This window comes from Oceanobacillus sp. CFH 90083 (assembly GCF_009389585.1).
GTDB lineage: Bacteria > Bacillota > Bacilli > Bacillales > Amphibacillaceae > Oceanobacillus.
The window spans coordinates 483,573-508,271 of sequence record NZ_VIYG01000001.1; the positions used below are offsets into that span (position 1 = coordinate 483,573).

At 40.3% G+C, this 24,699-nt stretch carries 26 protein-coding genes, 1 other RNA gene and 1 riboswitch; of the genes, 1 reads left to right on the top strand and 26 read right to left on the bottom strand.

Annotated elements, in window-relative coordinates; all coding sequences use genetic code 11:
- Positions 1 to 64: 64 nt before the first annotated feature.
- The gene (locus FLK20_RS02310) at positions 65 to 2,071 is read left to right on the top strand and encodes a S9 family peptidase (RefSeq protein ID WP_227994817.1); all 2,007 of its coding nucleotides are present in this window, start codon (positions 65 to 67) and stop codon (positions 2,069 to 2,071) included.
- A 270-nt stretch (positions 2,072 to 2,341) separates the two neighbouring features.
- Here the strand turns inward: FLK20_RS02310 and FLK20_RS02315 are convergent, their stop codons facing one another.
- From FLK20_RS02315 to ssrS, 26 genes are all read right to left on the bottom strand, one after another.
- The gene (locus tag FLK20_RS02315) at positions 2,342 to 3,535 is read right to left on the bottom strand and encodes an aspartate aminotransferase family protein (protein WP_152654938.1); all 1,194 of its coding nucleotides are present in this window, start codon (positions 3,533 to 3,535) and stop codon (positions 2,342 to 2,344) included.
- Positions 3,528 to 4,328 (bottom strand): acetylglutamate kinase, encoded by an 801-nt coding sequence (gene argB / locus FLK20_RS02320; protein WP_152654939.1) that lies wholly within the window; start codon positions 4,326 to 4,328, stop codon positions 3,528 to 3,530. The genes FLK20_RS02315 and argB overlap by 8 nt, the downstream gene beginning before the upstream one ends.
- Positions 4,329 to 4,338: 10 nt before the next feature.
- Positions 4,339 to 5,559 carry a bifunctional ornithine acetyltransferase/N-acetylglutamate synthase gene (gene argJ / locus FLK20_RS02325; protein ID WP_152654940.1) on the bottom strand — a complete coding sequence of 407 codons (1,221 nt, stop codon included), beginning with the start codon at positions 5,557 to 5,559 and terminating at the stop codon, positions 4,339 to 4,341.
- A 19-nt stretch (positions 5,560 to 5,578) separates the two neighbouring features.
- The gene (gene argC / locus FLK20_RS02330) at positions 5,579 to 6,616 is read right to left on the bottom strand and encodes an N-acetyl-gamma-glutamyl-phosphate reductase (protein WP_152654941.1); all 1,038 of its coding nucleotides are present in this window, start codon (positions 6,614 to 6,616) and stop codon (positions 5,579 to 5,581) included.
- Between the two features lie 736 nt (positions 6,617 to 7,352).
- Positions 7,353 to 8,204 carry an AraC family transcriptional regulator gene (locus FLK20_RS02335; RefSeq protein WP_152654942.1) on the bottom strand — a complete coding sequence of 284 codons (852 nt, stop codon included), beginning with the start codon at positions 8,202 to 8,204 and terminating at the stop codon, positions 7,353 to 7,355.
- Positions 8,205 to 8,319: 115 nt separating this feature from the next.
- Positions 8,320 to 9,279: an alpha/beta hydrolase gene (locus FLK20_RS02340; RefSeq protein ID WP_152654943.1), complete on the bottom strand. Its 960-nt coding sequence runs from the start codon at positions 9,277 to 9,279 to the stop codon at positions 8,320 to 8,322.
- 154 nt (positions 9,280 to 9,433) lie between these two features.
- A complete protein-coding gene (locus tag FLK20_RS02345; RefSeq protein ID WP_152654944.1) occupies positions 9,434 to 10,540 on the bottom strand; it encodes an ABC transporter permease in 1,107 nt (368 codons plus the stop codon).
- A complete protein-coding gene (locus tag FLK20_RS02350; RefSeq protein ID WP_152654945.1) occupies positions 10,537 to 11,793 on the bottom strand; it encodes an ABC transporter permease in 1,257 nt (418 codons plus the stop codon). The genes FLK20_RS02345 and FLK20_RS02350 overlap by 4 nt, the downstream gene beginning before the upstream one ends.
- Before the next feature lie 12 nt (positions 11,794 to 11,805).
- On the bottom strand, positions 11,806 to 12,738 hold the full coding sequence (locus FLK20_RS02355; protein ID WP_152654946.1) for an ABC transporter ATP-binding protein: 933 nt from the start codon (positions 12,736 to 12,738) through the stop codon (positions 11,806 to 11,808).
- A gap of 281 nt (positions 12,739 to 13,019) precedes the next feature.
- Positions 13,020 to 13,799 (bottom strand): ABC transporter permease, encoded by a 780-nt coding sequence (locus FLK20_RS02360; protein WP_152654947.1) that lies wholly within the window; start codon positions 13,797 to 13,799, stop codon positions 13,020 to 13,022.
- The gene (locus tag FLK20_RS02365) at positions 13,796 to 14,686 is read right to left on the bottom strand and encodes an ABC transporter ATP-binding protein (RefSeq protein WP_152654948.1); all 891 of its coding nucleotides are present in this window, start codon (positions 14,684 to 14,686) and stop codon (positions 13,796 to 13,798) included. Before FLK20_RS02365 ends, FLK20_RS02360 begins: the two co-directional genes overlap by 4 nt.
- A gap of 22 nt (positions 14,687 to 14,708) precedes the next feature.
- Complete coding sequence (locus FLK20_RS02370; protein WP_194165502.1) at positions 14,709 to 14,903, bottom strand: PLDc N-terminal domain-containing protein; 195 nt, start codon at positions 14,901 to 14,903, stop codon at positions 14,709 to 14,711.
- Between the two features lie 9 nt (positions 14,904 to 14,912).
- Positions 14,913 to 15,128 (bottom strand): transcriptional regulator, encoded by a 216-nt coding sequence (locus FLK20_RS02375; RefSeq protein ID WP_194165503.1) that lies wholly within the window; start codon positions 15,126 to 15,128, stop codon positions 14,913 to 14,915.
- Entirely contained in the window at positions 15,125 to 15,457 is a 333-nt protein-coding gene (locus FLK20_RS02380; RefSeq protein WP_152654950.1) for a DUF5345 family protein, read from the bottom strand. The genes FLK20_RS02375 and FLK20_RS02380 overlap by 4 nt, the downstream gene beginning before the upstream one ends.
- Positions 15,450 to 15,998, bottom strand: a complete 549-nt coding sequence (gene sigY / locus FLK20_RS02385) for an RNA polymerase sigma factor SigY (RefSeq protein WP_152654951.1) — start codon at positions 15,996 to 15,998, stop codon at positions 15,450 to 15,452. Before sigY ends, FLK20_RS02380 begins: the two co-directional genes overlap by 8 nt.
- A gap of 139 nt (positions 15,999 to 16,137) precedes the next feature.
- The gene (locus FLK20_RS02390) at positions 16,138 to 16,950 is read right to left on the bottom strand and encodes a cytochrome c oxidase assembly protein (RefSeq protein ID WP_152654952.1); all 813 of its coding nucleotides are present in this window, start codon (positions 16,948 to 16,950) and stop codon (positions 16,138 to 16,140) included.
- 114 nt (positions 16,951 to 17,064) lie between these two features.
- Positions 17,065 to 17,706, bottom strand: a complete 642-nt coding sequence (locus tag FLK20_RS02395) for a response regulator transcription factor (RefSeq protein WP_152654953.1) — start codon at positions 17,704 to 17,706, stop codon at positions 17,065 to 17,067.
- Between the two features lie 24 nt (positions 17,707 to 17,730).
- Positions 17,731 to 18,645, bottom strand: coding sequence for a sensor histidine kinase (locus FLK20_RS02400; protein ID WP_227994818.1), 915 nt, complete (start codon positions 18,643 to 18,645; stop codon positions 17,731 to 17,733).
- 170 nt (positions 18,646 to 18,815) lie between these two features.
- Entirely contained in the window at positions 18,816 to 19,334 is a 519-nt protein-coding gene (locus FLK20_RS02405) for a DNA-deoxyinosine glycosylase (RefSeq protein ID WP_194165495.1), read from the bottom strand.
- 34 nt (positions 19,335 to 19,368) lie between these two features.
- Positions 19,369 to 19,929 carry a maltose acetyltransferase domain-containing protein gene (locus tag FLK20_RS02410; RefSeq protein ID WP_152654956.1) on the bottom strand — a complete coding sequence of 187 codons (561 nt, stop codon included), beginning with the start codon at positions 19,927 to 19,929 and terminating at the stop codon, positions 19,369 to 19,371.
- Between the two features lie 2 nt (positions 19,930 to 19,931).
- The gene (locus tag FLK20_RS02415) at positions 19,932 to 20,330 is read right to left on the bottom strand and encodes a hypothetical protein (RefSeq protein ID WP_152654957.1); all 399 of its coding nucleotides are present in this window, start codon (positions 20,328 to 20,330) and stop codon (positions 19,932 to 19,934) included.
- Between the two features lie 314 nt (positions 20,331 to 20,644).
- Positions 20,645 to 21,949: a nucleobase:cation symporter-2 family protein gene (locus FLK20_RS02420; protein WP_152654958.1), complete on the bottom strand. Its 1,305-nt coding sequence runs from the start codon at positions 21,947 to 21,949 to the stop codon at positions 20,645 to 20,647.
- Positions 21,946 to 22,533: a xanthine phosphoribosyltransferase gene (locus tag FLK20_RS02425; RefSeq protein WP_152654959.1), complete on the bottom strand. Its 588-nt coding sequence runs from the start codon at positions 22,531 to 22,533 to the stop codon at positions 21,946 to 21,948. The genes FLK20_RS02420 and FLK20_RS02425 overlap by 4 nt, the downstream gene beginning before the upstream one ends.
- Positions 22,534 to 22,646: 113 nt before the next feature.
- Positions 22,647 to 22,748, bottom strand: a riboswitch (purine riboswitch).
- A 107-nt stretch (positions 22,749 to 22,855) separates the two neighbouring features.
- Complete coding sequence (locus tag FLK20_RS02430; RefSeq protein WP_152654960.1) at positions 22,856 to 23,230, bottom strand: VOC family protein; 375 nt, start codon at positions 23,228 to 23,230, stop codon at positions 22,856 to 22,858.
- A 178-nt stretch (positions 23,231 to 23,408) separates the two neighbouring features.
- A complete protein-coding gene (locus FLK20_RS02435; RefSeq protein WP_152654961.1) occupies positions 23,409 to 24,158 on the bottom strand; it encodes an SDR family NAD(P)-dependent oxidoreductase in 750 nt (249 codons plus the stop codon).
- A gap of 233 nt (positions 24,159 to 24,391) precedes the next feature.
- Positions 24,392 to 24,578: non-coding RNA, 6S RNA (gene ssrS, locus FLK20_RS02440), on the bottom strand.
- Positions 24,579 to 24,699: the final 121 nt, after the last annotated feature.

The window sequence follows — 24,699 nt, forward strand, 5'->3', positions numbered from 1 at the left end:
CGTTTCCCGAAATAGTTTAAACTAAAAATAGATAGAATAAAATATTATTATGAGGAGGAAGATGATGTCTATATCAACTGCAAAAAGAGCGATTAACGCAACAGATTTTCAGAATATTAAGGTTCTTAGTGAGCCGCAGTTTATTTCAGAAGATAAATACAGTTATGTGATTACATCTGTGAATGATGATAAGGAATATGAATCACAGGTTTATGTACATAATCTTGCTAAAGATTCGCATAAGCAATGGACTTCTGGCAGTCACCGGAATCATACTTTCTGTGTTTCTCCAAATAAGGAACAAGCCTTCTTCCTTTCTAACCGCAGCGGCGCTTCACAAATTTGGCTGACAGATGTTGATGGCGGCGAGGCAAAACAAGTGACTACTTTGCCAAATGGTGTTTTTTCACCAATCTGGTCAGGGGATGGGAAGTCTATTTTATTCTGTGCCTACCTTGAAAAAGATGATGATATTTCTGCCTTAAAGGAATTAAGTAAAGAAGAAAAACAGGCAAAGCAAAAAGAAGCACAAACGAAACCGCTGGTTGTTGACCGCTTAAAGTATAAATCAGATGCCAGAGGATTCCATGACAATTCCAAAGTGCAAATTATTCAATATGATGTAGCAGCAGATGCCTTTCATCAGCTGACAGACCAAGAAGCCGATCACCACCTGACAGACCTTGCTCCTGACAGCAAGCATCTTATCTTTGCAGCTAATTTGGAGGAGGATGCTGATGCTTCATTGGTTTCTGATTTATATTTACTTGAATTATCATCAAAGGAAATAACGAAATTAACAGACAGTAAAGGAAGCTATTATGGCGCAGCCTTCTCCAGGGACAGTAAAAAAATTGTTGCCTTGGGACACGAGTTTGAATATGCTGGAGCAACCTTAACCAAGCTTTTCCTATATGATATAGACAGTAATGAAAGAAAGCTTCTGTCCAGAGATTGGGGCATCCAGCCCGGGGATACAATGGTTGGAGATATGCGCCTTGGCAATTCAGAAACAGGGCCTGTCTGGTCTCGTGACAATAAATCCATTTACTTTGTTGGATCGGATAAAGGCGCTGTCTCTTTATATGAAACAGATTTAGAAGGGAATCTAAAAACACGTTACAGCGATCATAATCATCTGTTTGGCTTTGCTTATAACGTGGATACAGAAAGCTTTATTTTAGGAATCAGCCATCCGACAGATCCTTGTAATTTTTATAAGCTGACAGTTGAAAATACTTTGGAGCAGCTGACGGATGTGAACAAAGCTTTTGCCGGTGAAGTAGCATTAAGCGAGCCGGAGGAAATTAATTTTACTTCCAGTGATGGTCTGGATATACAAGGCTGGCTGCTTCGCCCTTATGGATTCCAGAAGGGAAAGAAATATCCTTTTGTATTAGAGGTTCATGGCGGTCCCCATGCCATGTATGGACAAACCTTCTTCCATGAGCTGCAGCTTCTTGCTGCGAAAGGATATGTTGTACTTTATACAAATCCCCGCGGCAGCCACGGTTATGGGCAGGATTTTGTCAACAATGTGCGTGAAAACTATGGTAAAGGGGATTACCGTGACCTGATGGAGGCTGTTGATTATTGCCTGGAACAGTATTCCTTTATTGATAAAAAGCGCTTAGGTGTAACTGGAGGAAGCTATGGCGGGTTTATGACAAACTGGATAGTCGGCCATACCAGCCGCTTTAAAGCAGCTGTTACGCAGAGATCCATTTCCAATTGGTTAAGCTTTTATGGTGTCAGTGATATCGGCTTCTTTTTTACGAAGTGGGAGCATGGGGTGAACCTATTAGAGGATCCGACAGAGCTTTGGGATATATCACCGCTGAAATATGCCGAAAACGTAGAGACTCCGCTTCTTATCCTGCATGGTGAACAAGATTATCGCTGTCCGATTGAACAGGGCGAGCAATTATTTATCACGTTAAAGCATTTAAACAAGGAAGTGGAATTTGTCCGGTTCCCGAATGCCAACCATGAATTAAGCCGAAGCGGTAACCCGACACTGCGGGTGGCACGGTTAGAAAATATCTGCTGGTGGTTTGAAAAGTATCTATAAAAACCATGAATCCATAAAAAAAACCAGGCATTCGCCGAAAGACTTGGCGAATGCCCTAGTTGGGGTCTGGAACTGGGGCTGCGATTACTCGTCCCATCGAAATCATTTGCGATTACCCGCCCATCAAAACTGCTGCACTTATACTTTTTTCCTTAGATTCCTTATACTTTCTTAAAGTGTAAAAATAAAGGTGACAATCTCTGTCAGCCTTTATTTTTATGGTTCTTCTGAAACGCAACTTTGAAGGGTCAATAGTTGCTTTTTATATACTTATCCCTTCTCCTCTATGTCTGCTGCGATAGCCGTTATCACTCCGATAAAAGTAAATAACTCTTCTTTCTCTGTAGTTAATGGAGGCAAAATACGCACAACATGCTCGCCTGCTGTCAACACAAGAATCTGCTTTTCTCTTAATTTCTCGACCCAGACACCAGCTTTATTTTCAACTTCCAGCCCGATGAGAAGCCCCTTTCCTCTGACCGCTTTAATGAGTGAGTTGCTGTCAGCCAGCTTGGTTAATGCTTCTGTTAACAGAACACATTTCTCCTGTAAACCTGTTAAAAACGCAGCATCTGCAATTTGCTCCAATGTAGCCAGCCCTGCTGTTGCTGCCAGCGGATTCCCGCCAAAAGTACTTCCATGCGTCCCAGGTGAAAAACTGTCTGCAGCTTTTGTTTTTGCTAATAATACTCCAATTGGAAAACCAGATCCTAATCCTTTCGCCAATGTCATTGCATCCGGTTCAATATCATATTGCTCATAAGCAAAGAGGGTACCCGTTCTGCCGATTCCCGTCTGAATCTCATCAACCATAAATAGAATATCTGCTTCCTTACAGTAGGTATACAACGCTTTTACCCACTGTGCGTCCGCCGGATGAACACCGCCCTCTCCCTGAACCAGCTCCAATAAAACACCTGCCGTTTTATCCGTATCTATTTGCTCTATCGTTTCCTGCTGATTAAATGGTAAATAGGTAAAACCAGGTGTTAATGGCGTAAAGCCGTTATGAATTTTTGTTTGAGCTGTTGCCGCCATTGTAGAGCCTGTTCGTCCATGAAACGAATTGGAAAAAGTAACAATTTCTGTTCTTTCCGGCTTCTGATGGTCTTTAGCATACTTTTTAGCCAATTTGATGGCTGCTTCATTTGCTTCAGCACCACTATTACAGAAAAATGCCTGATCAAAGCAGCTTAGAGAAGCCAACTTCGCAGCTAATGCCTCCTGCTGCGGTATCTGATATAAATTAGAGCAATGCCACAGATTCTCTAACTGCTCTGATAATTTCGCATGCACTTGGTCCGGCACATGTCCTAAATTGCATGTTGCAATGCCAGATGTATAATCAAGATATTTCACATCCTGATCATCCCATACATAGCTGCCTTTTCCCTTTAAAATGGTTATTGGTAAACGCTGATAATTTTTCATTAATGCTGACGTGGCTGTTACAGTATTAGACATGCTCCACGACCTCCTTTTCGCTTAAAATGGTGCCTACTTTTTCTCCGTCTAAATATTTTAAAATATCACCCGGCTCCAGACCATTTAAAATGACAGATTCCTCCACACCGCCCTGTAAGCTGGCGAGTGCAGAGCGCACCTTTGGAATCATTCCGCCATAAATAACACCGGAATCAATTAATGCTTCTACCTCTTCTTTTGTTAAATGATGATGAATGATTTCCTTTTGATCAATCGTTTCCATTACTCCAGGAATATTGCTGATTAGAACGAGCCTGCAGCCTAATGCTTCTGCTACAGCACCAGCCGCTGTATCACCGTTAATATTCAAGTGTGTTTCTCCTTCGCCTGCAGCGATTGGAGAAATAACAGGAATGCCGCCTGCTTGTAAGATCATGTCAATCCAGGCTGTTTCCACCTTAGTAACCTCTCCGACAAAGCCCAGCTTGCCATCTTTAATCGGTTTCGCTTGCAGCAGTTTGCCGTCTACACCGCTTAATCCGATTGCTTTGCCATTCTGATTTTGAAACAAACTGACAATCCTCTTATTGATTGCTCCGCACATCACCATTTGCGCGACTTCTAGCACTTCTTCTGTTGTGACGCGAAGTCCATCGATAAATGTACTTTCAATCTGCATTTGCTCCAATGCCTGATTAATTTCCGGACCGCCGCCATGAACAATCACCGGATCACAAACCTTTTTTTCTTTTAATTCAATTAACAGCTTGTAAAAAGATTCCGGCAGCTCCTGCAGGATACTCCCGCCTACTTTAAATACTACTTTTTTCATTTGAAACACCTCACGTCCGATAGGATGCATTTATTTGCACGTAATCATAGGTTAAATCACAGCCCCAGGCAATTGCTTTCTCCGTACCATCCTTTAACCCGATAAAAAGGTGAACCATATCCTTTACTAATTCCTCAACACAGTTCGGTTCATGAAAAGGTAGCAATTGCCCTTCCTTAATAATCTGTTCAGAGCCAATCGCAAGTGATAAGCCTTCTTTATCAAAAATGACGCCACCGGCACCAAGTGCACTGATAACCCTTCCCCAATTGGCATCTTCTCCATAAATGGCTGTTTTCACAAGACTGGAACCAACCACTGCTTTTGCCATCTGCGCTGCTTCCCGCTCCGATCTGGCTCCTTCTATACTTACTTCAATGAGTTTTGTTGCCCCTTCTCCGTCTCTGGCTATCATTTTTGCCAGCTCCCGGCTGACAAACTGCCATGCTTCCATAAATCGATGCCATTCCGGATGCTGTGGCTGAAGTGCTTCATTCTGCTGTATTCCATTGGCTAATACAAGCACCATATCATTGGTACTGCAATCTCCGTCTACTGTAATACGATTAAATGTCTGATCCGTTGTTTGTTTTAATCCTTGCTTTAGGCTTTCCTCCTCCACCTTTGCATCTGTCGTAATAAAGGAAAGCATCGTTGCCATATTCGGATGAATCATGCCGGATCCTTTCGCAGCACCGGCAATCGTTATCGGTTTTCCATCTATTTCTACCTCGACAGCAATATGCTTTGTTTTCGTATCCGTTGTTAAAATGGCATGCTCAAAATCAGCGGCAGCTTTACTTTCACCAATACGTGCAATGGCTTCCTTAATGACAGGCATTGGCAGCATCTCACCAATGACTCCGGTTGAAGCAACAGCCACCAGTGAAGAATCAATCCCTATTTTTTCCGCTGTCAACTGCTGCATTTGAAGCGCATCCTGATAGCCCTGCTCTCCTGTATAGGAATTTGCATTCGCTGAATTAACAACGACTGCCTGCAGCTGGTTGGAGTCTTTTAATGCTTCTTGTGTAACCGTAAGCGGTGCTGCCTGAAATGTATTCTGCGTATAAACACCGGCAGCATTGGCCGGGACTTCGGAATATAACCAGCCAAAATCAAGCTTGGATTTACGCAGACCGGCATGTATACCTCCAGCTGTAAACCCTTTTGGCTGATCAATGTGTGCATTTTCTAAAACCTTAAATGACCTGAATAATGTATCTGCCACCTATGCTCCCCCTCTTCCATTATGGAAAGACCGGAATAAAATCCAATCCCGTTCCTTCATCCCAGCCGTTCATAAGATTAGCATTATGAATTGCCTGACCAGCCGCTCCCTTTACTAAATTATCAATCGCCGATGCAATGACAATACTATTGGTCCGTTCGTCTACATATGCTCCAATATCACAGTAATTGCTGCCTGTTACACCTTTGGTTGCCGGAAAATGACCTTCCGGCAAAATACGGACAAACGATTTTTCCTGATAATATTCCTGAAGATACGCTAAGATGGAAGCTGTGGTTTCTTGTGTTTTCATATCTGCATATGTGGTACACAGTAAGCCTCTTGTCATCGGAATTAAATGCGTTGTAAAGGATACTTTCAAGTCCTTATCCGTAAATTTCGAAGCATAACGCTCTATTTCCGGAATATGCTGATGCTGTCCAATTTTATAAGGGACCACATTTTCATTCGCTGATGAAAAATGTGTTTTTTCGCTCAAGCTTTTTCCAGCTCCGGAAATCCCTGTTTTTGCATCAATCCGAATTCCTTCTGTTTGAATTTTATCTCCATCGATGAGTGGAATTAACGCTAATAAAGCAGCTGTCGGAAAGCAGCCCGGATTAGAAATAATTGACGCTGACCGGATCTCCTTTGTAAAAATATCACTGAGCCCAAATACTGCTTTGTTTAACACTGCAGCGGAAGCAGGTTCTTTTCCGTACCATTCGCTATATTCCTCCTGCGTGAGCCGGAAATCACCAGATAAATCGATGCACTGAACGGAAGTATCCTGAAAAGAAGGGATAATATTCTTAGCGACACCGGCTGGAGTTGCTAAAAATAAAATATCAATCTCTTTTTCTAGTTCCTCTACATTTAGTGCCTCCATCTCTTTTGTAATAATGCCGAACAAATGCGGATAAGTTGCTGATAACTCCTCTCCTGCCTGTGATTGTGATATAATTTTAGTAATCTCAATTTTTTTATGTGATTGGAGAAGCCGGATAAGTTCAATCGCTCCATATCCTGTTCCGCCAATAATTGCTGCCTTCTTCAAAAACACTCGCTCCCTTATTTGAAAAAATGAATTATTCATTATTATAAATTTTTATGCATGTTTATGCAAGGGAATTTATAAATATTAATTAAATTTCTTCAGATTATTTGTTTACCTGTATAATATATGAATAAAAAAGACATTGACCCGTGATCAATGTCTTTTTCTTATCCATTTTAAAATACATGCCTATTAGTGCGTGTTCAAAAAGTTCGATGAAAAGGACCAGCCGGCTAAGGTCTCAGGCGTCCTGGGGTTGCGATGGCTCACCCCATCAAAAAGAGTTGTTGCAACGCCGACACTAGCACGTCCTGAGATTGTGATTACTCGCCCCACCGAAAACAGTTGTGCGTCGAAAGTTCAAGGCGACGGGTTTTTTACGAACGGGGCATCCCACGTATTGTGGTGATTTCTGTGTTGTCCACACGATGTGGATGGTCTTAACAGAAGCTCCCCTATGCTTTTCAATACGTGAGTATCGGAAAAAACACGTCAACGCGCTTTCGCAGGATGCGANATCCCACGTATTGTGGTGATTTCTGTGTTGTCCACACGATGTGGATGGTCTTAACAGAAGCTCCCCTATGCTTTTCAATACGTGAGTATCGGAAAAAACACGTCAACGCGCTTTCGCAGGATGCGATGATTTTTACGTTGCTCACACGATGTGAGCGTTCTTAGCAGAAGTTCCTTTTCCCGTCACGTCACTTTTATTGGACTTTTTGAACATCTTCTATTATTTAACCGGTATCCAAATCTCTGAATAATAATCCTCTTCAGAAGCATCCCCATCCGAATAGACTTCTAATTCAGGCGTACCAGCATGTACATAACTGCTGGATGGAAACCATTCTGAAAATATTTGCTTCCAGACTTTTTGAATAGCATCCGGCATAGCACCGTGAACTTCAAATATCGCCCATTTAGATGCCGGTATTTCCGTAGCTTCGAATTTATCTGGCGCTTCATCCTGATAAGCTGTTCCAATCCAATAATCAATGGATTGATCACTTTTATCATCACATACACCAATAACCCCTTTCACCGGTCCATTATTCAATTGACTTAATAATTCATCCGTTCCATCTGTTAACACCTGCTGCCACATCTCCGTAATTCCTGTCAGATTTTGTTCACTAATTAATGAAAATTGTTTTCTTACTCCGATTATCTGAAATGCCTCATGATCAACAATCTTGTAGTTCATAGGATCCTCCCCTTTTAAATTCACCTGAATAACCAGACGATTATAAGATATGAAGTTTCCTGAATGCTTCCGTGCTTGTGTCGGTGTAATTCCATGCTGTTTACGAAATGCCTTCGAGAAAGCTTCCGGGGTTTCATAACCGTATTTGTGGGCAATATCTATAATCTTTCTATCTGATTTTCTTAACTCGTTGGCAGCTAAAGTCAGTCTACGTCGTCGAATATACTCTGCAACTGTGATACCTGTCATTACATTAAATGTTCTTTGAAAATGAAACACAGAAAAATTTGCCTGCTTGGCAATTTCTTCGATGGACAGCTCCTCCAGCAGTTTTTCTTCCATATAGTTTAAAGCTGATTGTATTGATTTCACCCACATCAAGTGATTCACCCCTTAATGACATCTTAGCAAGTTCTCTTGATGAAAACCTGTTCTTCTGTGCTCACCAGTGACAGATTTCACGTTTTCGTATCAATAATAATGTGCCGTGCCTTTACTAATTCTCCTGCACAAACCGTTCCAGAAAACGATCCAATGTTTCCTTATATCGTTCTTCTTCCTTCACAAACGATTCCCCATGACTTGCATCATCCACCAGTAAAAGCTCCTTTTCACTTCCCGTATTATCATATAGCTTCTCCGTCATCTCTGTCGGTACAAAGACATCTTCTTTTCCATGAATATATAAAATAGGTACTTCTGCTTTTGCAACCTGGTCCAGTGCAGAGGCTTCTTTTAAACCATAGCCGGCCCGTATCTGTGTTACAAGACTCGTAGATGGAATAAATGGAAACGAAGGCAGGTGGAACATCCGGTCAAGATGATAAGCGAATAAATCATTGACATCTGTATAAGATGCATCTGCTACAATTGCTTTCACATTAGCAGGAAGCTCTTCTCCACTTGCCATTAATACCGTGGAGCCTCCCATCGAAACCCCATGAAGTACAATCTCTGCATCATCGCCGACCCGTTCAATGACCTGAGCAATCCAGTTGATTAAGTCCAGACGGTCATGCCAGCCAAAACCAATATAATCTCCTTCACTTTCCCCATGTCCGCGCATATCTGCAGTAAAAATGTTATAGCCTAAGTCCTCATAATAATGCTGCCCATACAAGGCCATATCTTTTCCGCGACCTAAGTAGCCATGAGCAAATAGAACAACTTTATTAGTAGGCTGCTCTGCTTCCAGATAATATCCCTGTAAATCAAGCCCATCAAAGGAGGTCTGATGCCATATTTCAAACGGCTGTTCATCCGACCAGTCACGCCAATCCCCATCTAAAAGCACATCCAATGTCTCCGCTTCCACCTCTAAATCAGCATTTCCATTCAAAAAATCCTTTACGTTACGCTCAACAGCGAGATGATAAAAGAAAATGGCAGCTGCAAAATTTATAATAAGGAGTACGATTACTACCCCTGAAATAATCCAAATCCATTTTTTCTTCACACCCTGACCCTCTTTTCTATCTATGATTCTATCTATTTTATTATACTAGAAATTCACTTATGTATATAATCCAAGTTATGGGAGATATTATGATATTTTTTATTAAAACATAAAAAGAACCTGCACGAATACAGGTTCTTTTACATCTTCTTCATCAAATATGACGTCTCTCCATCAAATGAATACCGAGCCCGGTAAATAACACCGTCATCAATGTCAATACACTGATCGGCTGGAGGAGCTCTGTAAAGGAATATCCATACACTGCCGCCCCTTGAATAATATCTAATCCATATTTAATCGGGTTCAGGTCTGCTAAAAAAAGCAGAACCGGATTGCTGACGATTTCCAGCGGCCAAAATGCCCCGCCAATCATCGCCAGACTTACGGTAACAACGGAAATCACCGCATTAAACTGTTCAAGATTTTTAATCACAGCTGTAATCAGAATCGAGAGCGCGACGATTGCTAAAGCAAATGGAATTAGCATCAGCAGGATTTCCACAATTCGGTCGTTAAAGGTAATGCCCCGCCAGAAATAAAAGACAGCGAAAATAATGACAATTTGTAAATAGCCTTCTATAAAGCTATATAACAGGTTGGCAATATACATCTCTGATTTCTTCATCGGCGATAGAATCATCCGATCCCAGACACCCATTCTTTTTTCCGTCAGAATCTTTACGACACCATATGCGATGGTATAGATAGAGAAAAATAATGCAAAACCACCAACCCGATGCACGGTATCATCATATTGCCAGCCCTCTTCTCCGGAAAAGCTGCTTATCGATAACTGGAACATACCCGTCGCTTCTTCATAAGCAGAAACCAGCTGATCCGGATCCATTCCCTGCTCTTCTGCAGCTTCCCGGATTATTTCACCGCGACTGCTTTCTGTATATACTTCTTGAACGGTTTGTTGAATGAGCCCTGCATTCGGTGACTCGACCCCTATCAAGACAGCAAAATCATCCTCAGAAAGGAGTACACCTGTATCTACTCTGCCTTCTCTCAGTTCTTCCTCTAATGTTTCTTTATCTACCGTGTAAAATCGAAAGGCTTCCTGCTCTTCCAGAGATTGTTGATAAGCGTCTGCTCCGTCTTCCACATATACTGGCACAGGGATTCCGCCTCCCCCGCCGCCAATGCTTAAGGAAGAGATGAGCCAGGCAAACAGAATAGACATCCCTGTAAACAGGAGAAAACTATATGGTTGACGAATGAACTCACGTATTCGCGCCAGCAGTATCCCTTTCATCGTTTCGACCCCCTTTTCGGAAAGCTCATGGCAGCAATCAAAATCATGGCAGCACCAAAACCGGCCATAAAGATAAGATAGTTAGAAATATCCTGGATACCGCTGCCCCGCAGCAATTGAATATAAGCAGTCAAGCCTGCCCCATTCGGTGTCAAATTACCTAAACGCTCAAACGTCTCTGATAATTCGCCAATCGGGAAAAAGCTCCCGCCGATAAATGCCAGAACAGATGTGACAATTCCGGTGAAAAATCCGATAATGGACTCTGTTTGCAACCGATAGCTGATAGCTGTCAGCAGTACCGTAATACCTCCTACAGCAATGGCATAGGAAAACGTAGTTACTAAAAGTGCGAGGACATCCGTAAACGTAACCTGGAAAACCAGATACGAAAATCCGAACAGGAATAAAAGCTGCAAGAAAGCAATGATAGTACCCGAAATTAAAATACTTAAGAAATACAGCCACCTGGACATATCCCCGACAATAATCCTGTCAAAAACCTGATACTGTCTTTCTCTCATTGCAAAAAATCCAATCGTAGAAGCCACATATAGCCCGTTAAAAACGGCCATTGCCACCGTATAATACTCCTGCGAGGAAATCGGATCTGCCTGGTTAACCTGCACTTGTTCACCAGCGCTTGCAGCAGCCTGCATCGCCTCAATTTCTATATCGAGACCATTCTGCTGAAGAAATGTCTGTGTTGCCATCATCTCATTAAACTGCTCCAGAATTTGCGACAGCACAGATGAATAGATACCATCCTCCTGATTCACATGCACGATTAATTCTGGCGCCTCGCTGCTTTGTTCAGAAATAACCTGAAGCATATCATAGGTGAAGTTTTCCGGTACCTCAATTAAGCCTGAATAAGAGCTATCCGTCAGTATATCTGCTTTTTCATCCGCTTGAATCACTTCTAATTCAAGCATCTCCTGCAGGTCTTGCCCTTGAAAAACATCCTCCCGAAGCATGGTAACCATTTGTAGCTGTCCTTGATCACCAAAAGCTTCTGCCGGTACACCGAGCGCTTCCATTTCATTCATAAACCGCTCTACCTGCTCTGCTTCATCCCCATGCTCCAGCCAGGCTACCTTTAATTCAAGCTCCGGACTGCCACCTTCCATAAAGCCCGCTAACGCCATGCTTAAAATTACAATTAAAATAATCGGCAGGCCTAAAAGCAGAAAGATTTGAACAGGATTACGCCAAAGCAGGAGCAATTGTTTTTTAATTAATTGAAATAACATATAAATCCTCCTCTAATCCCGTAATGCTCTGCCGGTTAAGTGCAAAAATACATCCTCTAACGTTGGAGATTTAACATGTAATGAACGTAAAGCAATATCATATTCCTCTGTCATGGAAATAATTTCTGTAAACAGATTGACTTCTTTCGGTGTGATCAGCGTGATTTCTTTTTCCTCCACATGAACATTATTAATGGATTCGTGTTCCTTTAAATGGGTAATAAATGCATTATTCCAGTGGTCAGCCTCGATGGAAATCGTATTTTCAGATGAAAGAATCTGTTTAATCTCCTCTTTTGTACCGGAAGCGATTAAGTTCCCCTGATCCATAATATAAATACGATCACATAGATAATCGACTTCCTCCATGTAGTGGCTTGTATAGACTACCGTCATTTGATTTTCTTTGTTCAAACGCTTTACAGTCTCTAAAATATAGCTTCTTGATTGCGGATCAATCCCGACAGTCGGTTCATCCATAATCAAAATTTGCGGACGATGAAGCATAGCTACACCGATATTCAGCCGTCTTTTCATTCCACCCGAAAAAGACTCTACAAGTGCTTTCCGCTTCTCTGTTAAACCAATCTGCTCCAAAATTTCATTTACCCTCTTTTTTAATTCCGAACCCTTCAGCCGATAAATCCTGCCAAAGAAAAGCAAGTTTTCTTCTGCAGATAACTGCGGATAAAGCGCAATTTCCTGTGGAACAACGCCGATGGCTTTTCGTAACGGAGAAGGCTTTTTGATAACAGACTTCTTAAAAAAACGGACATCTCCCTGTGTTGGTTCAATTAACGTAGACAGTATCGAAATAGCCGTTGACTTACCTGCACCATTCGGTCCAAGCAGACCAATAATCTCCCCCTGCTCAATAAACATATTTAATGATTTCACTGCTTCTGTTTTTTTAAAACGTTTTGAAATATCAACTAATTCCAGCATGATATAGACCCTCCTCACGTGAATCTGCTTTTATTTTATATCCTTCTGCAATAAAGGAACACTATCTTCCGTCATTAATTATTCTGAAAAAAAGTGACTGAAGTCATTTTTTCATTGCTGTTAAAATCCGTATTAGAAAAACGCAGTAAAGCTTTTTACAAAACTTTATGCTTTTATAACGCAAAAAAAATGACAGAACAAATTAATCCCGCCACTTTTTCTCTTATCAATTTCGATATTGTTTATTCTTACATTGAGAGGTGTAAAACATAGTGTTGCCATCAGTGTCCGGAATAATCCCATTGCTTCATTCTCCAAATTGCCAAGCATAGTAAAAAAATCGTCACTAGCACTGTTACCGTAATTGGCAGCCACAAATCAGAGATTATCGTTTGCTGAAGAGCTTGCACTGCTTGAGATTGAAGTTGTGTCGGACTCCATTTCATATAAACAGGAGCCAATTCACTTGCCAAGGCGAGGATTGCCAGGATACCTATGCTCACTCCGGCAATACTGCTGTTTGACTTCAAGAACGTACTCACGGATAGAACAAGAGCAACTAAAAAGCACAGCCAAATGCTATAAATTCCTATACTGCCGAAAAGCTTGGCAGCACTAACCATTGAAAAAAGAATATTCGTATAATACCAGGCAATAACAAAACTAATCATAAAGCTAATCAGATAGAGTACGAGCAAACTAATCCATTTGCTTAGAATATAAGAAAGAGCAGACACCGGCCGGACTGAAATAAAGATAATGGAACCATTATTACGTTCATGGACAATAACATTCATCGCTGCTAATACAAATAATAATGTCCCCAGAAATGTATATTGTGATAATACCCCGCTTAATACTTCTTCTCCACTCGGTGCCGGAATATCAATTACCGCACCTTCCGGCAACCCGCCTGCTATCTCTAACAACTGTGGCATATAATACATCGTAAGCGGCTGCGACATGGCTAAAATAGCGAAAGCAATCGGGAGCCATATCCACTTACCGTTTCGCATACTTTCCAGCCACTCTTTTTGAATAAGAACCTGCATCCCGCTCATTTTGCAAGCACCTCCAAGTATGCTTCTTCCAGTGTAACCGGGTCAGCATTAAAATATTGAACCGTTATCCCCTGCTCCATGAATCGTTGCAAGATGTCATTTTCGTTAATTTGCTGCTTTGATTGGATGATAACTTCCTGCTGATTCACATACTCAACCGTAAAGGATTCTGATTCTGAAAAGATTGCAGGCAGCTTCTCTTTCGTTTTTACCCGGATTGTCTGCTGATCGTTACTCTTTTTTAATTGCTGCAGATTGCCATCCCACTTTAGTTCTCCTGCTTGTAAAATTAATACCTCGTCACAAATTTGTTCCGCATCATGCAAAATATGTGTAGAAAAAATGACGGTCATCTTTTCTGTCATTTGCTGTATCAGTTCCAAAAATTCTCTTCTTCCCGTCGGATCAAGAGCCGATACTGGTTCATCTAAAATAAGCAATGCTGGTTCATGCAAAATTGCCTGTGCTAACCCTAGCCGTTGTTTCATTCCTCCAGAAAATCCAGCAATCCGCTTTTTTCGCACATTTTCCAGCCCGACAAATCCTAATACTTCCCTAATTTTTTGCAATAACCCTTTCTGAGGTAATCCTGAAAGCCTTCCACACATTTTCAAAAATTCTTCTGCTGTCATCCAATCAAATAATTTCGGCTGCTGCGGTAAAAAGCCAATACTGCCAGTTACATTCGTACCATTTTCTTCGCTAAACTTGATAACACCACTGCTTGGCTCCAATAACCCCGCTAACATATTGAGGATTGTTGTCTTTCCCGCACCATTCGGACCTAATAAAGCGGTACAGCTTCCTTTTTGAACCTCGAACGTTACTCCCTTCACAGCGGTATGACTCTGATATACTTTCGTTAATTGTTGTATAGATATCAACATAGGCTTTTCTCCTTCTATATATCTACTTATTTTTTCGCCCTGCAATAAAATACAATATTGGGCCAATAATGTTAATAACAATAATAATAAATACCCACATCCATTTTGGTCCGCTTACTGCTTCTTCCTTGAAACAATTCCATAAAGCAAAAGACATTAAAATAACTTGCAAGACAATAATTGGCATCAATAACGACCAGTTTATCTCTTGTAACATTTCCACCTGTTATCTCACCTCTTTTCTTCGCCGCTTTTTTAAATAGAGATAAAACAAGTAAGTCAGGGCTGGCACAGGAGCCTGGATTAAACCCCAGATTCCCCAAAACCATGGATAGTGATGATGCTTCTTCGCATGAATAAATAATAAAATGCTTTGTGTTAAAAGTAATGGAATTATAATAAATAGAAAACCAGCTGGCACATTCATTTGCAATCCATTCATTTTTCCCACTGCCTTTCTCTCTCCGTTTCCTTACGATATAACCAAAAAAGAATGATTAGACCCGCCAGCAATGTTCCTATTTGCAAGATGATAAAAAATAATTGTGTGCGCACCAAGAGAAATCCGAGTAACGATAATAACAGAAGTGCTGTCGCGATAAACGCTGCTAATTCTTTGTAGAAGCGCCGCTTTCTCTTTTGCTGGAATCGCTCCATCTCTTGTGCGATAGCATGTTCGTTGACGAAAGAGTCCTCAGCAAGCTGATCGATTTTCTGCCAATCACGTTGCAAATCGCTGACGATTGATGCGTTTTGCTTCTTTTTATCCATCTTCATCCACCCTCCACTCTTTCCTTAATCGCTTTAACCCATGGTGTACTCTTGTTTTCACCGTTCCTTCACGTATATTCAAGAGCTTAGCGATTTCATCATATTGATAACCATAATAATGCTTTAGCAAAATCGGCAATTTTAACTTCGGGTCCAGTTGATTAAACTCGATAAAATGATCGCTCCATTCCCATCCTTGCATATTTGCATTCCAGTTCAACTGACGAGATAGCATATTTCCCAACTGCGAGAGTTTTTTCTTGTCCTTCCCTTCTTTTCTTTGAGAATCTAAGTAAATATTAGAAGCAATGGAAATCAGCCACGTAGAAAACCTGCTATCCCCTTTAAATGTTGTGATTTTCAAATATGCCTTCAGCATTGTTTCCTGTGCTAAATCTTCACTCCGCTGTTCCTGCATCGTCAACTTCATTAAATACTTATATACAAAAGGGTAATGCCTTTGATAAAGTTTGGAGAAAGCTTCCTCGTCTCCTTGTATAAAAGCTAATATAAGTTGCTCATCCTCTAATGAATTCTTCATCAGACACCCCCCTGACTATCTTTCCTACCTATATGACGTTACTTCGCCCTGATTCGTTCATTTTTTTATGAAGAAAATAATTTTAAAAATCCCCTCTGAAATGTTAGACAAGTTAGACTAACACTTCAAAGGGGATTTCCTATTTTTTGTATCTGAATTGCCGCTGTGCCCAAACTAAAGTAATAACAGATACCAGTGCGATGCTGAACAGAAAAATTAAAATTCCCATTTGCTGCTCATAAACCGGATCGAAAGATAAAAAACCGATATAAAATTCATCCGGCATCTGCAATTCTACCGGGATACAGATACGCAATGATTCCAAAAAGACAGCCGGATCATTGTATGTTTGATAAATACCTGTACCTGCCAACAATCCATAGAAGCAATATGGCAGGAAAGCAGCTATTTGTATACTCATCGCATACCACCTGATCCGATTATCAAGCCAATAATAGAAAAATGCAGACCAGAAATTCAGTGCGGCCATAAACAGACTCAGCATAAAAAAGTGATTCCAATACAGCTCAATACGGGCAATATCAAACATAAATGGTATATGATATCCATAAAAAAAGACTGTTAAAAAAACAATAGCTGCTGCCGGCTGCCGGAGAAAAGTCAGCACCCTTTGTACCCAGCTGATTTTTTGGCTGACCCAGGATTTTGGTTTCCAGCCAATCACCAGCAGCGGCGCCGCAACAAATAATAAACCAACAATTTGATACATATGTGCCTGAAGTGTCAGTCTGCCAATAATATTTAACGGACTTCCCGCTGCCAAAAATAGAACCACCATGCCAAGGAGAAAAGAAATAATATGCAGCACACTGCTCTTTCCCCTGGAAGGTATCATAAAAAAATAACAAACAATAATAAATGCACAAAATAAAAAGATTCCGCCATTCCACAGCGTGGAAAAATGAAATTCGTCTAAAAATATTGCAACCATATCTTCTTCACCAAACTTTTATTCAGGTTACCTTTATCTTAAAATATGTAACCCCTCCCTTCACTCATGAATTCGTACAATTTCTTGACATTACTTCTTCGCAGCGTGAACGCTTTATTCAGAAATATCATGGGTTACCGCATAAATAGCAAGCTGTGTCCGATCCCGTAAATTCGTTTTTTGCAAAATGACAGAAATATGATTTTTAACCGTACCTACAGATAAATACAGCTCGGCTGCAATTTCTTTATTTGTTTTGCCCTGCCCAATGCTTTTGGTAATCGCCCGTTCTCTTTCGGTAAGTTCAACATCCGCTGCAGCACTTGTTTTCCTAGACTGCTTTAACAATCTCGGCATTACTTTTGCGGTCACTTCATCATGTAACACCAGACCACCCTTCATCACACTGTAAACTGCCTCAATCAGCTTTTTCCCATCGGAGGTTTTCAACAAAAAACCGCTTGCTCCTTCATTCAGTGCTTCCAAGGCATATTCATCATCATTAAAGGTTGTTAAAATAAGAATGGGAAGATCCGGCCATTGTTCTTTTATCTTCCTTGTCGCCTCGATGCCATTCATATCCGGCATCCGGATATCCATAAAAATAATATCTACACGATGTGCGGTCAGCTTCTCCATTGCCTCTAACCCATTACTTGCTTCACAGCTTATACGAATCTGTTCATCCTGCTCCAAAATCATACGCAGCCCTTGCCGTACAATTTCCTGATCCTCTACAAGCATAACATGGAACATAAATTATCATTCCCTCCATATATGTCAACCCGGAATCCTTCCTGATAAAACAAATTTATCAGGTAATTGAAGAATCTCTAATTTCCCATCCAGTTCCTTCACACGATTCTGCATGTTTGTCAGTCCGAACCCTAATTCAAAGGCTTTAACTTCATGTATTTTATTACTAATTTCAAATTGAACTGCTGCATCTGCAGATTTGCTAAGCGTTACAAAGACCTCACGACTGTTTGCATGACGCATAGCGTTGGTAATTCCCTCTTGAATAACCCTATACAGCATAACACTTTTCACATTGGATATAGGTACAGACAAAACACCATTCTTCATCGTGAAATGTACATTTAAATGACTCTCACTTTCCAATTTCCGAATCAGATGAACCACTGTTGCAATCCCTTCCGATTCTTTCCCTTTTAATGCTTTTACAGCATCTCTCGTTTCCTGTAAGCTTCTATTTGCCAGCTCCTTCATCTGTCCCAGCTCCAGATCCGGATACTTAATCGACAGCATCTCAATCTGCATAATTAATGCAGTCAAATGATGTCCGACAGAGTCATGCATATCCCGGGCAATCCGCGTTCTTTCTTCCATCCTCGCATTTTCCTCTGCATTAACATGGAGTCGTTTCAGCTGGCGGTAAGAATCACTTAATGCATCGTATAAATGCTTGTAATACTGATCATTATTCCACTGTTTATGCAGAAGCAGGCTGACTGCAAGCATAAAAACACTGCCAAGCAACAATTCATGGGAAATAGACGGGAGAAAAGAAAGCAGTGTACAGGCTAGTAGTACTGCAACCGCCAGAAGATAGTATGCATATGTCTGTAATTGCCTGGCAGCTAATAGAAGGAGAAACCAAATTAAACCAATAGCAAATAAAGCATTCTCTGTAAAAAAGAACCCGGCACATAAAATAACAATGCTATTTCCCAAGAAGAGATACATCTGCCTTATACGGAACGACAGCAGAAAGAACAAACCTAAGCTTAACGCAAACAAAAAGAAATGATAGGGGGGAAATGCACTGTTAAACAAGAGTAATCCAATCCATAGCATGGAAAAAAGCAGAAATCGTAACCAAAATTGTTTCATCATATCCCCACTTATTTAAAATTTACCTGATCTAAATAGCTTGTTATTATACGCCAGGCTTCTATTTTTTCTTCAAAGGTTTTATTATATTTCCCCGGGACCGGGCTTGTGGACGGGAGCTTGATAACATCAACTTCCTCCTGTAATAAAGGAGCGATAAACTTTTGAAACATTTGATATGCCTTTGTTCCATTACAAGCAATCAATTGAATCGATGGGTATTTTTTTAAAAGCCCTGAGATATCATTAGGATCCTCTTCTTTAATATTCGTATCCAGGCTTCCTTGACGGTAACAGTATCCTATCGTGTCCCATAAAGCTACATAATGCTTCTTCATTAAATGTAATTTTTCAGTATAGGTTTCAGCTGGAGCCTCATTTAAAATCTGATACATGATAGGCCAGAAATGATTTCTGGGATTTCCATAATACTGTTGCTCCTCCAGCGATTTTTCACTCGGCATGGAACCGACAATAAGAACCTTAGGCTTATTGCCGATAACCGGAGCAAATGATTGCAGCTTATCCATGATATTCCTCCCCTGCCATAGTCAACTCAAACTCCTACAGCTCTACATTTTTAATAAACTTAGCCGGATTGCCTCCATAAACAACATTTGCCGGCACATCCTTTGTTACGACAGAACCGGAAGCAATGACAGCATTGTCTCCAATCGTGACACCGGGATTAATAATTGCTCCACCGCCAATCCATACACTATTACCTATGGTCACCGCTTTGCCAAGTTCTTTTCCGGAATTACGCTCTTCCGGGTTAATTGGATGTGTTGCTGTATAAATATGTACTCCTGGAGCCAGCATGCAATTATCGCCAATACGAATTGGACAGACATCCAGCATGACACAATTAAAGTTCGCATAAAAGTTCTCCCCAACATGGATGTTATAGCCATAATCGCAATGAAAATCCGGTTCAATAAATAGCGATGCTCCCGTTGAACCGAATATTTCCTTTAAACAGCTTGTACGTCTTACCGTATCATCCTCTGTCAGCCCATTATAATAACGCATCATCTTTCTCACATGCAGCCGATCCTTTACTAACTCGCTATCTTCCGGATTATATATTTCCCCTGCCTGCATTTTCTTTTTTTCTAATGACATTATTAAGCCTCCTCTTTCATTTTATTTTTACCTTGTTTCTGAATGCGATTTTTAAACCATTGAATTATTTTTCTTCCCCTATGGAAAAGAAATGCAAATAGCCGTTTGAATTCAGGTCCAAATAATAGCCAGAAAAGAATGTACAAGTGTCCTAACAAAAGAAAAACACCAATTCCATTTCTTCCTCTGGCCTGCTGCCATATATAAGCTATTTCATTCATACTCTCCGGACGGTTAATACTATATAAAAAGCCGACAAGTGGTAATAAAAGAGATAATATAATAGCTAAAACTGCTAACACTTCATACCGTCTTCTCACCCATTGAATAATACCAATAAACAATGCAGCTATTAGAATAAGACCATAGATTAGGAGTGTATTATTTGATAAATCTGTCATCCTTTCGCTTCCTCCTTCAACATGAAAAAGATATACTTTGATTTTAGCGTACCATGAAGCTGATTGCTAGTAGTCTGTTAAACTGCAGAGTAAAAAGCTCAGAAGTATTATGTAAAAATGTAGAAATCTGAGCCTGCGTCGCAACTTGCAGTGTCTAAATAAAAATTAATCATAGACCTAGGTCTGGGGCTGCGATTACCCGCTCCACCGAAAGGCATTGCGATTACTTGTTCTGCCGCAAGCATTTGTAAAATATTCTACTTATTTATTCAATTAAAAAACTGCCACCAAAGTGACAGTTTTTCATCATCATTTTATGATACTTCTTTTGCAAATTCTCCAGTTTCCGTAACTTGCTTTTCCTTTTTTCGTCCCGGTGTCATATTAAAAATAATATTTAACACAATCGCTGTAAAGCTTCCGGCAACAATACCGTTGCTGGTTAAAATTTGCAATGAATTCGGAAGTACTGCAAATAATTCCGGTACTACTGTTACACCAAGCCCCATTCCTATGGAACATGCAATAATCATGGAATTCTCCGGTGATTCAGAAACAACCGCCCCAAGCATTTTAATACCTTGCGCAACAACCATCCCAAACATCGCCAGCATCGCTCCACCTAAAACCGAGGTCGGAATAATGGTTGTAACAGCAGCAATCTTCGGAATAAAACCTAATACAACCAGCATTATCCCAGTAATAACAATCACGCGTCGTTTCTTTACACCTGTCATTTGGATCAAGCCGACATTTTGAGAAAAAGCCGTGTACTGAAAAGCATTAAAGATTCCTCCAAAAAAAATCGCTAATCCTTCCGCACGATACCCTCTGGATAAATCTTTCTCTTTTAATTTTTTCTCCGTAATATCCCCTAAAGCAAAATAAACACCTGTTGATTCGACAAGAGATACCATCGCCACTAAAATCATGGTAATAATAGCTGACCATTCAAAGGTCGGTGTTCCAAAATAAAAAGGATGAACCATGTGGAAATAAGAAGCCTCTGCCACAGCTGAAAAATCAACTCTTCCCATAAATCCGGCAACAATCGTTCCAATGCCTAAACCAATTAGTATGGATATCGATTTTAAAAACCCGGTAGTGAATCGATACATTAAAATGATAAATAATAATGTTCCAAACCCAAGTGCAATATTAGCAAATGATCCAAAATCCGCAGCTCCTTCACCGCCGCCTAAGTTATTTATTGCTACAGGAATCAGAGTAATCCCGATAATCGTTACAACCGAGCCTGTCACAACTGGCGGAAAAAAACGGACAAGCTTTCCAAAAAAACCACTTACGACAATAACAAATAATCCAGATACAATAATTGCTCCATAAATTGCCGTGATACCGTACTGTCCACCAATGGCAATCATCGGTGCCACTGCCGTAAAGGTACAGCCTAATACAACAGGTAATCCAATACCAATATATTTACTGTTCATTACCTGAAGGAGTGTAGCTACACCACACATTAAAATATCAATAGCTACTAAATACGTTAATTGGTCGGTAGTCAGTCCTAACTCCGCTCCGACAATAAGCGGTACTAAAATTGCTCCGGCATACATTGCCAACAGGTGCTGGAAACCTAATGCTGCCATTTTCATTGTTGGCGGGCCTCCTCTTTAAAATCCACCTGCTTATTTTCCAGGGAGTCAATAATAGCTAGCGATTCTACTTTAATACCTTTATCACGGAGTGCTTGTCCGCCTTCTTGAAACCCTTTCTCAATCACGATTCCAATTCCGGCAACTGCTGCCTTTGCCTGTTCAGCAATATCCAGCAGGCCAAGAGCAGCTTGACCATTAGCCAGAAAATCATCAATAATCAGCAAGTTATCGCCCTCTTTAATAAAATCACCGGAAACAGAAACCTTACTTGTTGTTTGTTTGGTAAAGGAATAGACCTCTGCTGTATACAGGTTATCCGTTAACGTTAATGATTGACGTTTTCTTGCAAAAATAACCGGAACACCCAGCTCCAGCCCTGCCATTGTTGCAGGCGCAATACCTGATGATTCAAGCGTGAGAATTTTAGTTATTTTATGATCACGGAATCGATTCGCAAATTCCTTCCCGATTTCTTGCATTAATACGGGGTCTACCTGATGATTTAAAAAGGCATCAACTTTTAATACCGTATCAGATAACACTTTTCCTTCTGCTATAATTTTTTCTTTCAGTAAATCCATGAATGATTCCTCCTAAAGTATAGAAGCCCGAAAATCTACTAATGGAAAAAGCAGACTTTCGAGCATCATGTCGAATAATCAAGAAAGCATGCATTGTTTTCAGACACAATACAAGCTTTTATATACTTTTCCATAGTCAGTTTATTTACGGTAAACCGGTAGAAACTTGCAGGCCATATTCCCACGATTATATGAAAAATATTCATTTTTGGGTTGGTTTAAAAATTAAAGAATGCCTATAGTATAGCACGTACACCCATAAATACAAGCATAAGGAAAAAATTAAAATCTTTCTAATAATTCCGATTAAAAAATGAACTTCTTATTTAGTCTGCCACTCTAAAAATTCAAGCCTGTTACCAAATGGGTCTTTGATATAGAATCTTCTCGCATTTGGCAGCTTGCTATCCCATTTTGTCGAAATACCTGCACTCTCTAAATGTGCTTGCAATGCACCAATTCCGGATACCTCAAATGCCGGATGCGCTTTTTTCATAGGTGTAAAAGGTTCCTCAATTCCAATATGAATCGCCATTTCTCCTTTTTTAAACCAGACACCTCCGTTTGCTTTTAATGTCTTCGGCTTTTCTTCTTCCACAAACCCTAAAATATCCCGGTAAAACTTGATCGACGTCTCCTCTGAACCCTTTGGTGCTGATAGCTGAATATGATCCAATTTTTTTAATTGAAATGTCATATTGGCTTCTCCTCCTCAGTATGGACTTATTATATTAAGCATAGCAAGAAGAGGGGAAAAGGAAAAATCGTATTTTTTTATCTATTTTTATTTGTTTTACTTATTGTTTGGATGAAGGTATAACTTTCCCAAATATATATCAAAGAAAAAGTCCCCAGACCTGGAGACTTTTTTTCTATTATACACTCGTATATCCGCCATCAACCAGCAAACTTGATCCAGTAATAAAAGAAGCCTCATCACTTGCCAGGAATAGTACTGCATTAGCTACTTCCTCCGGCTTCCCAAGTCTGCCGATCGGATGAAGATCTACAAGCCCTTGTTTTGCTTCATCCGGAGCATCCTTTAGCAATGGTGTTTCAATATAGCCGGGATTCACATTATTAACGCGGATTCCTTTTGCTGCATATTCTGCTGTAGCTGTTTGTGTTAACAGCTTCACACCGCCTTTTGCAGCAGAATAGGCGCTGACACCGGCTTTTCCAACAAAGCCATGAATGGAATCATTATTCACAATTGCCCCGCCATTTTCTTGTTTTAACATTTCCTCAATCGCATATTTATTGGTTAAAAACACACCGGTTAAATTGACATCAATTACTTTTTGCCAGGCTTCCAAAGACAGTTCATGAAGGAGGGTGCTGTTACCAATTCCCGCATTTGCGAACAATACGTCTAACCGCCCATACTTCGTGACTGTTTCGCTGACTAAACGTTTCACATCTTCTTCATCCGTTACATCTGTTTTGATAAAAGTAGTTTCCAATCCCTTTTGATTAAGTTTATCTGATCGTTCTTTCCCTTTATCTGACATATCAGAAAGCACTACTTTAGCTCCCTGCTCTGCAAATTTTACTGCTGTTGCTTCACCGATACCGCTTGCTGCTCCTGTAACAATAACTACTTTTTCATCAAATCGACTTACCATTTATAATACTTCCTTTCTGTTCTACAACGAAAATTAATTACGTAATATTATTGCCAAGCCAGAAAAATAATAAACATTTTTGCATATTGACTTTTGAACAGAATTTTTGGGCTAGAATCAAAAAGCATCCCTTAGAATAGTTTCTTTCTAAATATAATATTAAAGTTATTGAAGCACGCATTAAAAAATCCCGGTAACTATTTCCGTTACCGGGATTGAGCTATACATTATGTATACAGGCCACATTTGCCGTACCATACAATAAAAAGTTTTAAACCACCACTTCGCAAAGTGGGTGTCCGCAGAAATCTTCCTGTCTTCCATTCCTTATGACGGCCCGACATTTCAATTTCGATGTAAAACTCCCTATTCCAACATTAGAGGTTAAAACTTTTATTGATACGAACAACGTAGCTTGTAGTTCATATCATACGCCTTTTTTCTAAAATATGCAATGATAAGGATAGCCTAATTTTTTCTTTTTAGGCTGTTCAGAGGTGCTATTGAGTTCCAGATCACTTCGTCCCACTAAAACGAATAC

Bases quoted from the DNA above. Each gene is read 5' to 3' on its own strand.
- FLK20_RS02420 (WP_152654958.1), bottom strand. From the start codon at position 21,949: ATGAAAATGGCAGCATTAGGTTTCCAGCACCTGTTGGCAATGTATGCC.
- FLK20_RS02410 (WP_152654956.1), bottom strand. From the start codon at position 19,929: ATGTCATTAGAAAAAAAGAAAATGCAGGCAGGGGAAATATATAATCCG.
- FLK20_RS02315 (WP_152654938.1), bottom strand. From the start codon at position 3,535: ATGTCTAATACTGTAACAGCCACGTCAGCATTAATGAAAAATTATCAG.
- FLK20_RS02405 (WP_194165495.1), bottom strand. From the start codon at position 19,334: ATGGATAAGCTGCAATCATTTGCTCCGGTTATCGGCAATAAGCCTAAG.
- FLK20_RS02355 (WP_152654946.1), bottom strand. From the start codon at position 12,738: ATGCTGGAATTAGTTGATATTTCAAAACGTTTTAAAAAAACAGAAGCA.
- FLK20_RS02345 (WP_152654944.1), bottom strand. From the start codon at position 10,540: ATGAAAGGGATACTGCTGGCGCGAATACGTGAGTTCATTCGTCAACCA.
- FLK20_RS02310 (WP_227994817.1), top strand. From the start codon at position 65: ATGTCTATATCAACTGCAAAAAGAGCGATTAACGCAACAGATTTTCAG.
- FLK20_RS02350 (WP_152654945.1), bottom strand. From the start codon at position 11,793: ATGTTATTTCAATTAATTAAAAAACAATTGCTCCTGCTTTGGCGTAAT.
- FLK20_RS02390 (WP_152654952.1), bottom strand. From the start codon at position 16,950: ATGGTTGCAATATTTTTAGACGAATTTCATTTTTCCACGCTGTGGAAT.
- FLK20_RS02380 (WP_152654950.1), bottom strand. From the start codon at position 15,457: ATGGATAAAAAGAAGCAAAACGCATCAATCGTCAGCGATTTGCAACGT.
- FLK20_RS02430 (WP_152654960.1), bottom strand. From the start codon at position 23,230: ATGACATTTCAATTAAAAAAATTGGATCATATTCAGCTATCAGCACCA.
- FLK20_RS02365 (WP_152654948.1), bottom strand. From the start codon at position 14,686: ATGTTGATATCTATACAACAATTAACGAAAGTATATCAGAGTCATACC.
- argB (WP_152654939.1), bottom strand. From the start codon at position 4,328: ATGAAAAAAGTAGTATTTAAAGTAGGCGGGAGTATCCTGCAGGAGCTG.
- FLK20_RS02415 (WP_152654957.1), bottom strand. From the start codon at position 20,330: ATGACAGATTTATCAAATAATACACTCCTAATCTATGGTCTTATTCTA.
- FLK20_RS02370 (WP_194165502.1), bottom strand. From the start codon at position 14,903: ATGTTACAAGAGATAAACTGGTCGTTATTGATGCCAATTATTGTCTTG.
- FLK20_RS02375 (WP_194165503.1), bottom strand. From the start codon at position 15,128: ATGAATGGATTGCAAATGAATGTGCCAGCTGGTTTTCTATTTATTATA.
- FLK20_RS02435 (WP_152654961.1), bottom strand. From the start codon at position 24,158: ATGGTAAGTCGATTTGATGAAAAAGTAGTTATTGTTACAGGAGCAGCA.
- FLK20_RS02395 (WP_152654953.1), bottom strand. From the start codon at position 17,706: ATGTTCCATGTTATGCTTGTAGAGGATCAGGAAATTGTACGGCAAGGG.
- FLK20_RS02360 (WP_152654947.1), bottom strand. From the start codon at position 13,799: ATGAGCGGGATGCAGGTTCTTATTCAAAAAGAGTGGCTGGAAAGTATG.
- FLK20_RS02425 (WP_152654959.1), bottom strand. From the start codon at position 22,533: ATGGATTTACTGAAAGAAAAAATTATAGCAGAAGGAAAAGTGTTATCT.
- sigY (WP_152654951.1), bottom strand. From the start codon at position 15,998: ATGAAGAATTCATTAGAGGATGAGCAACTTATATTAGCTTTTATACAA.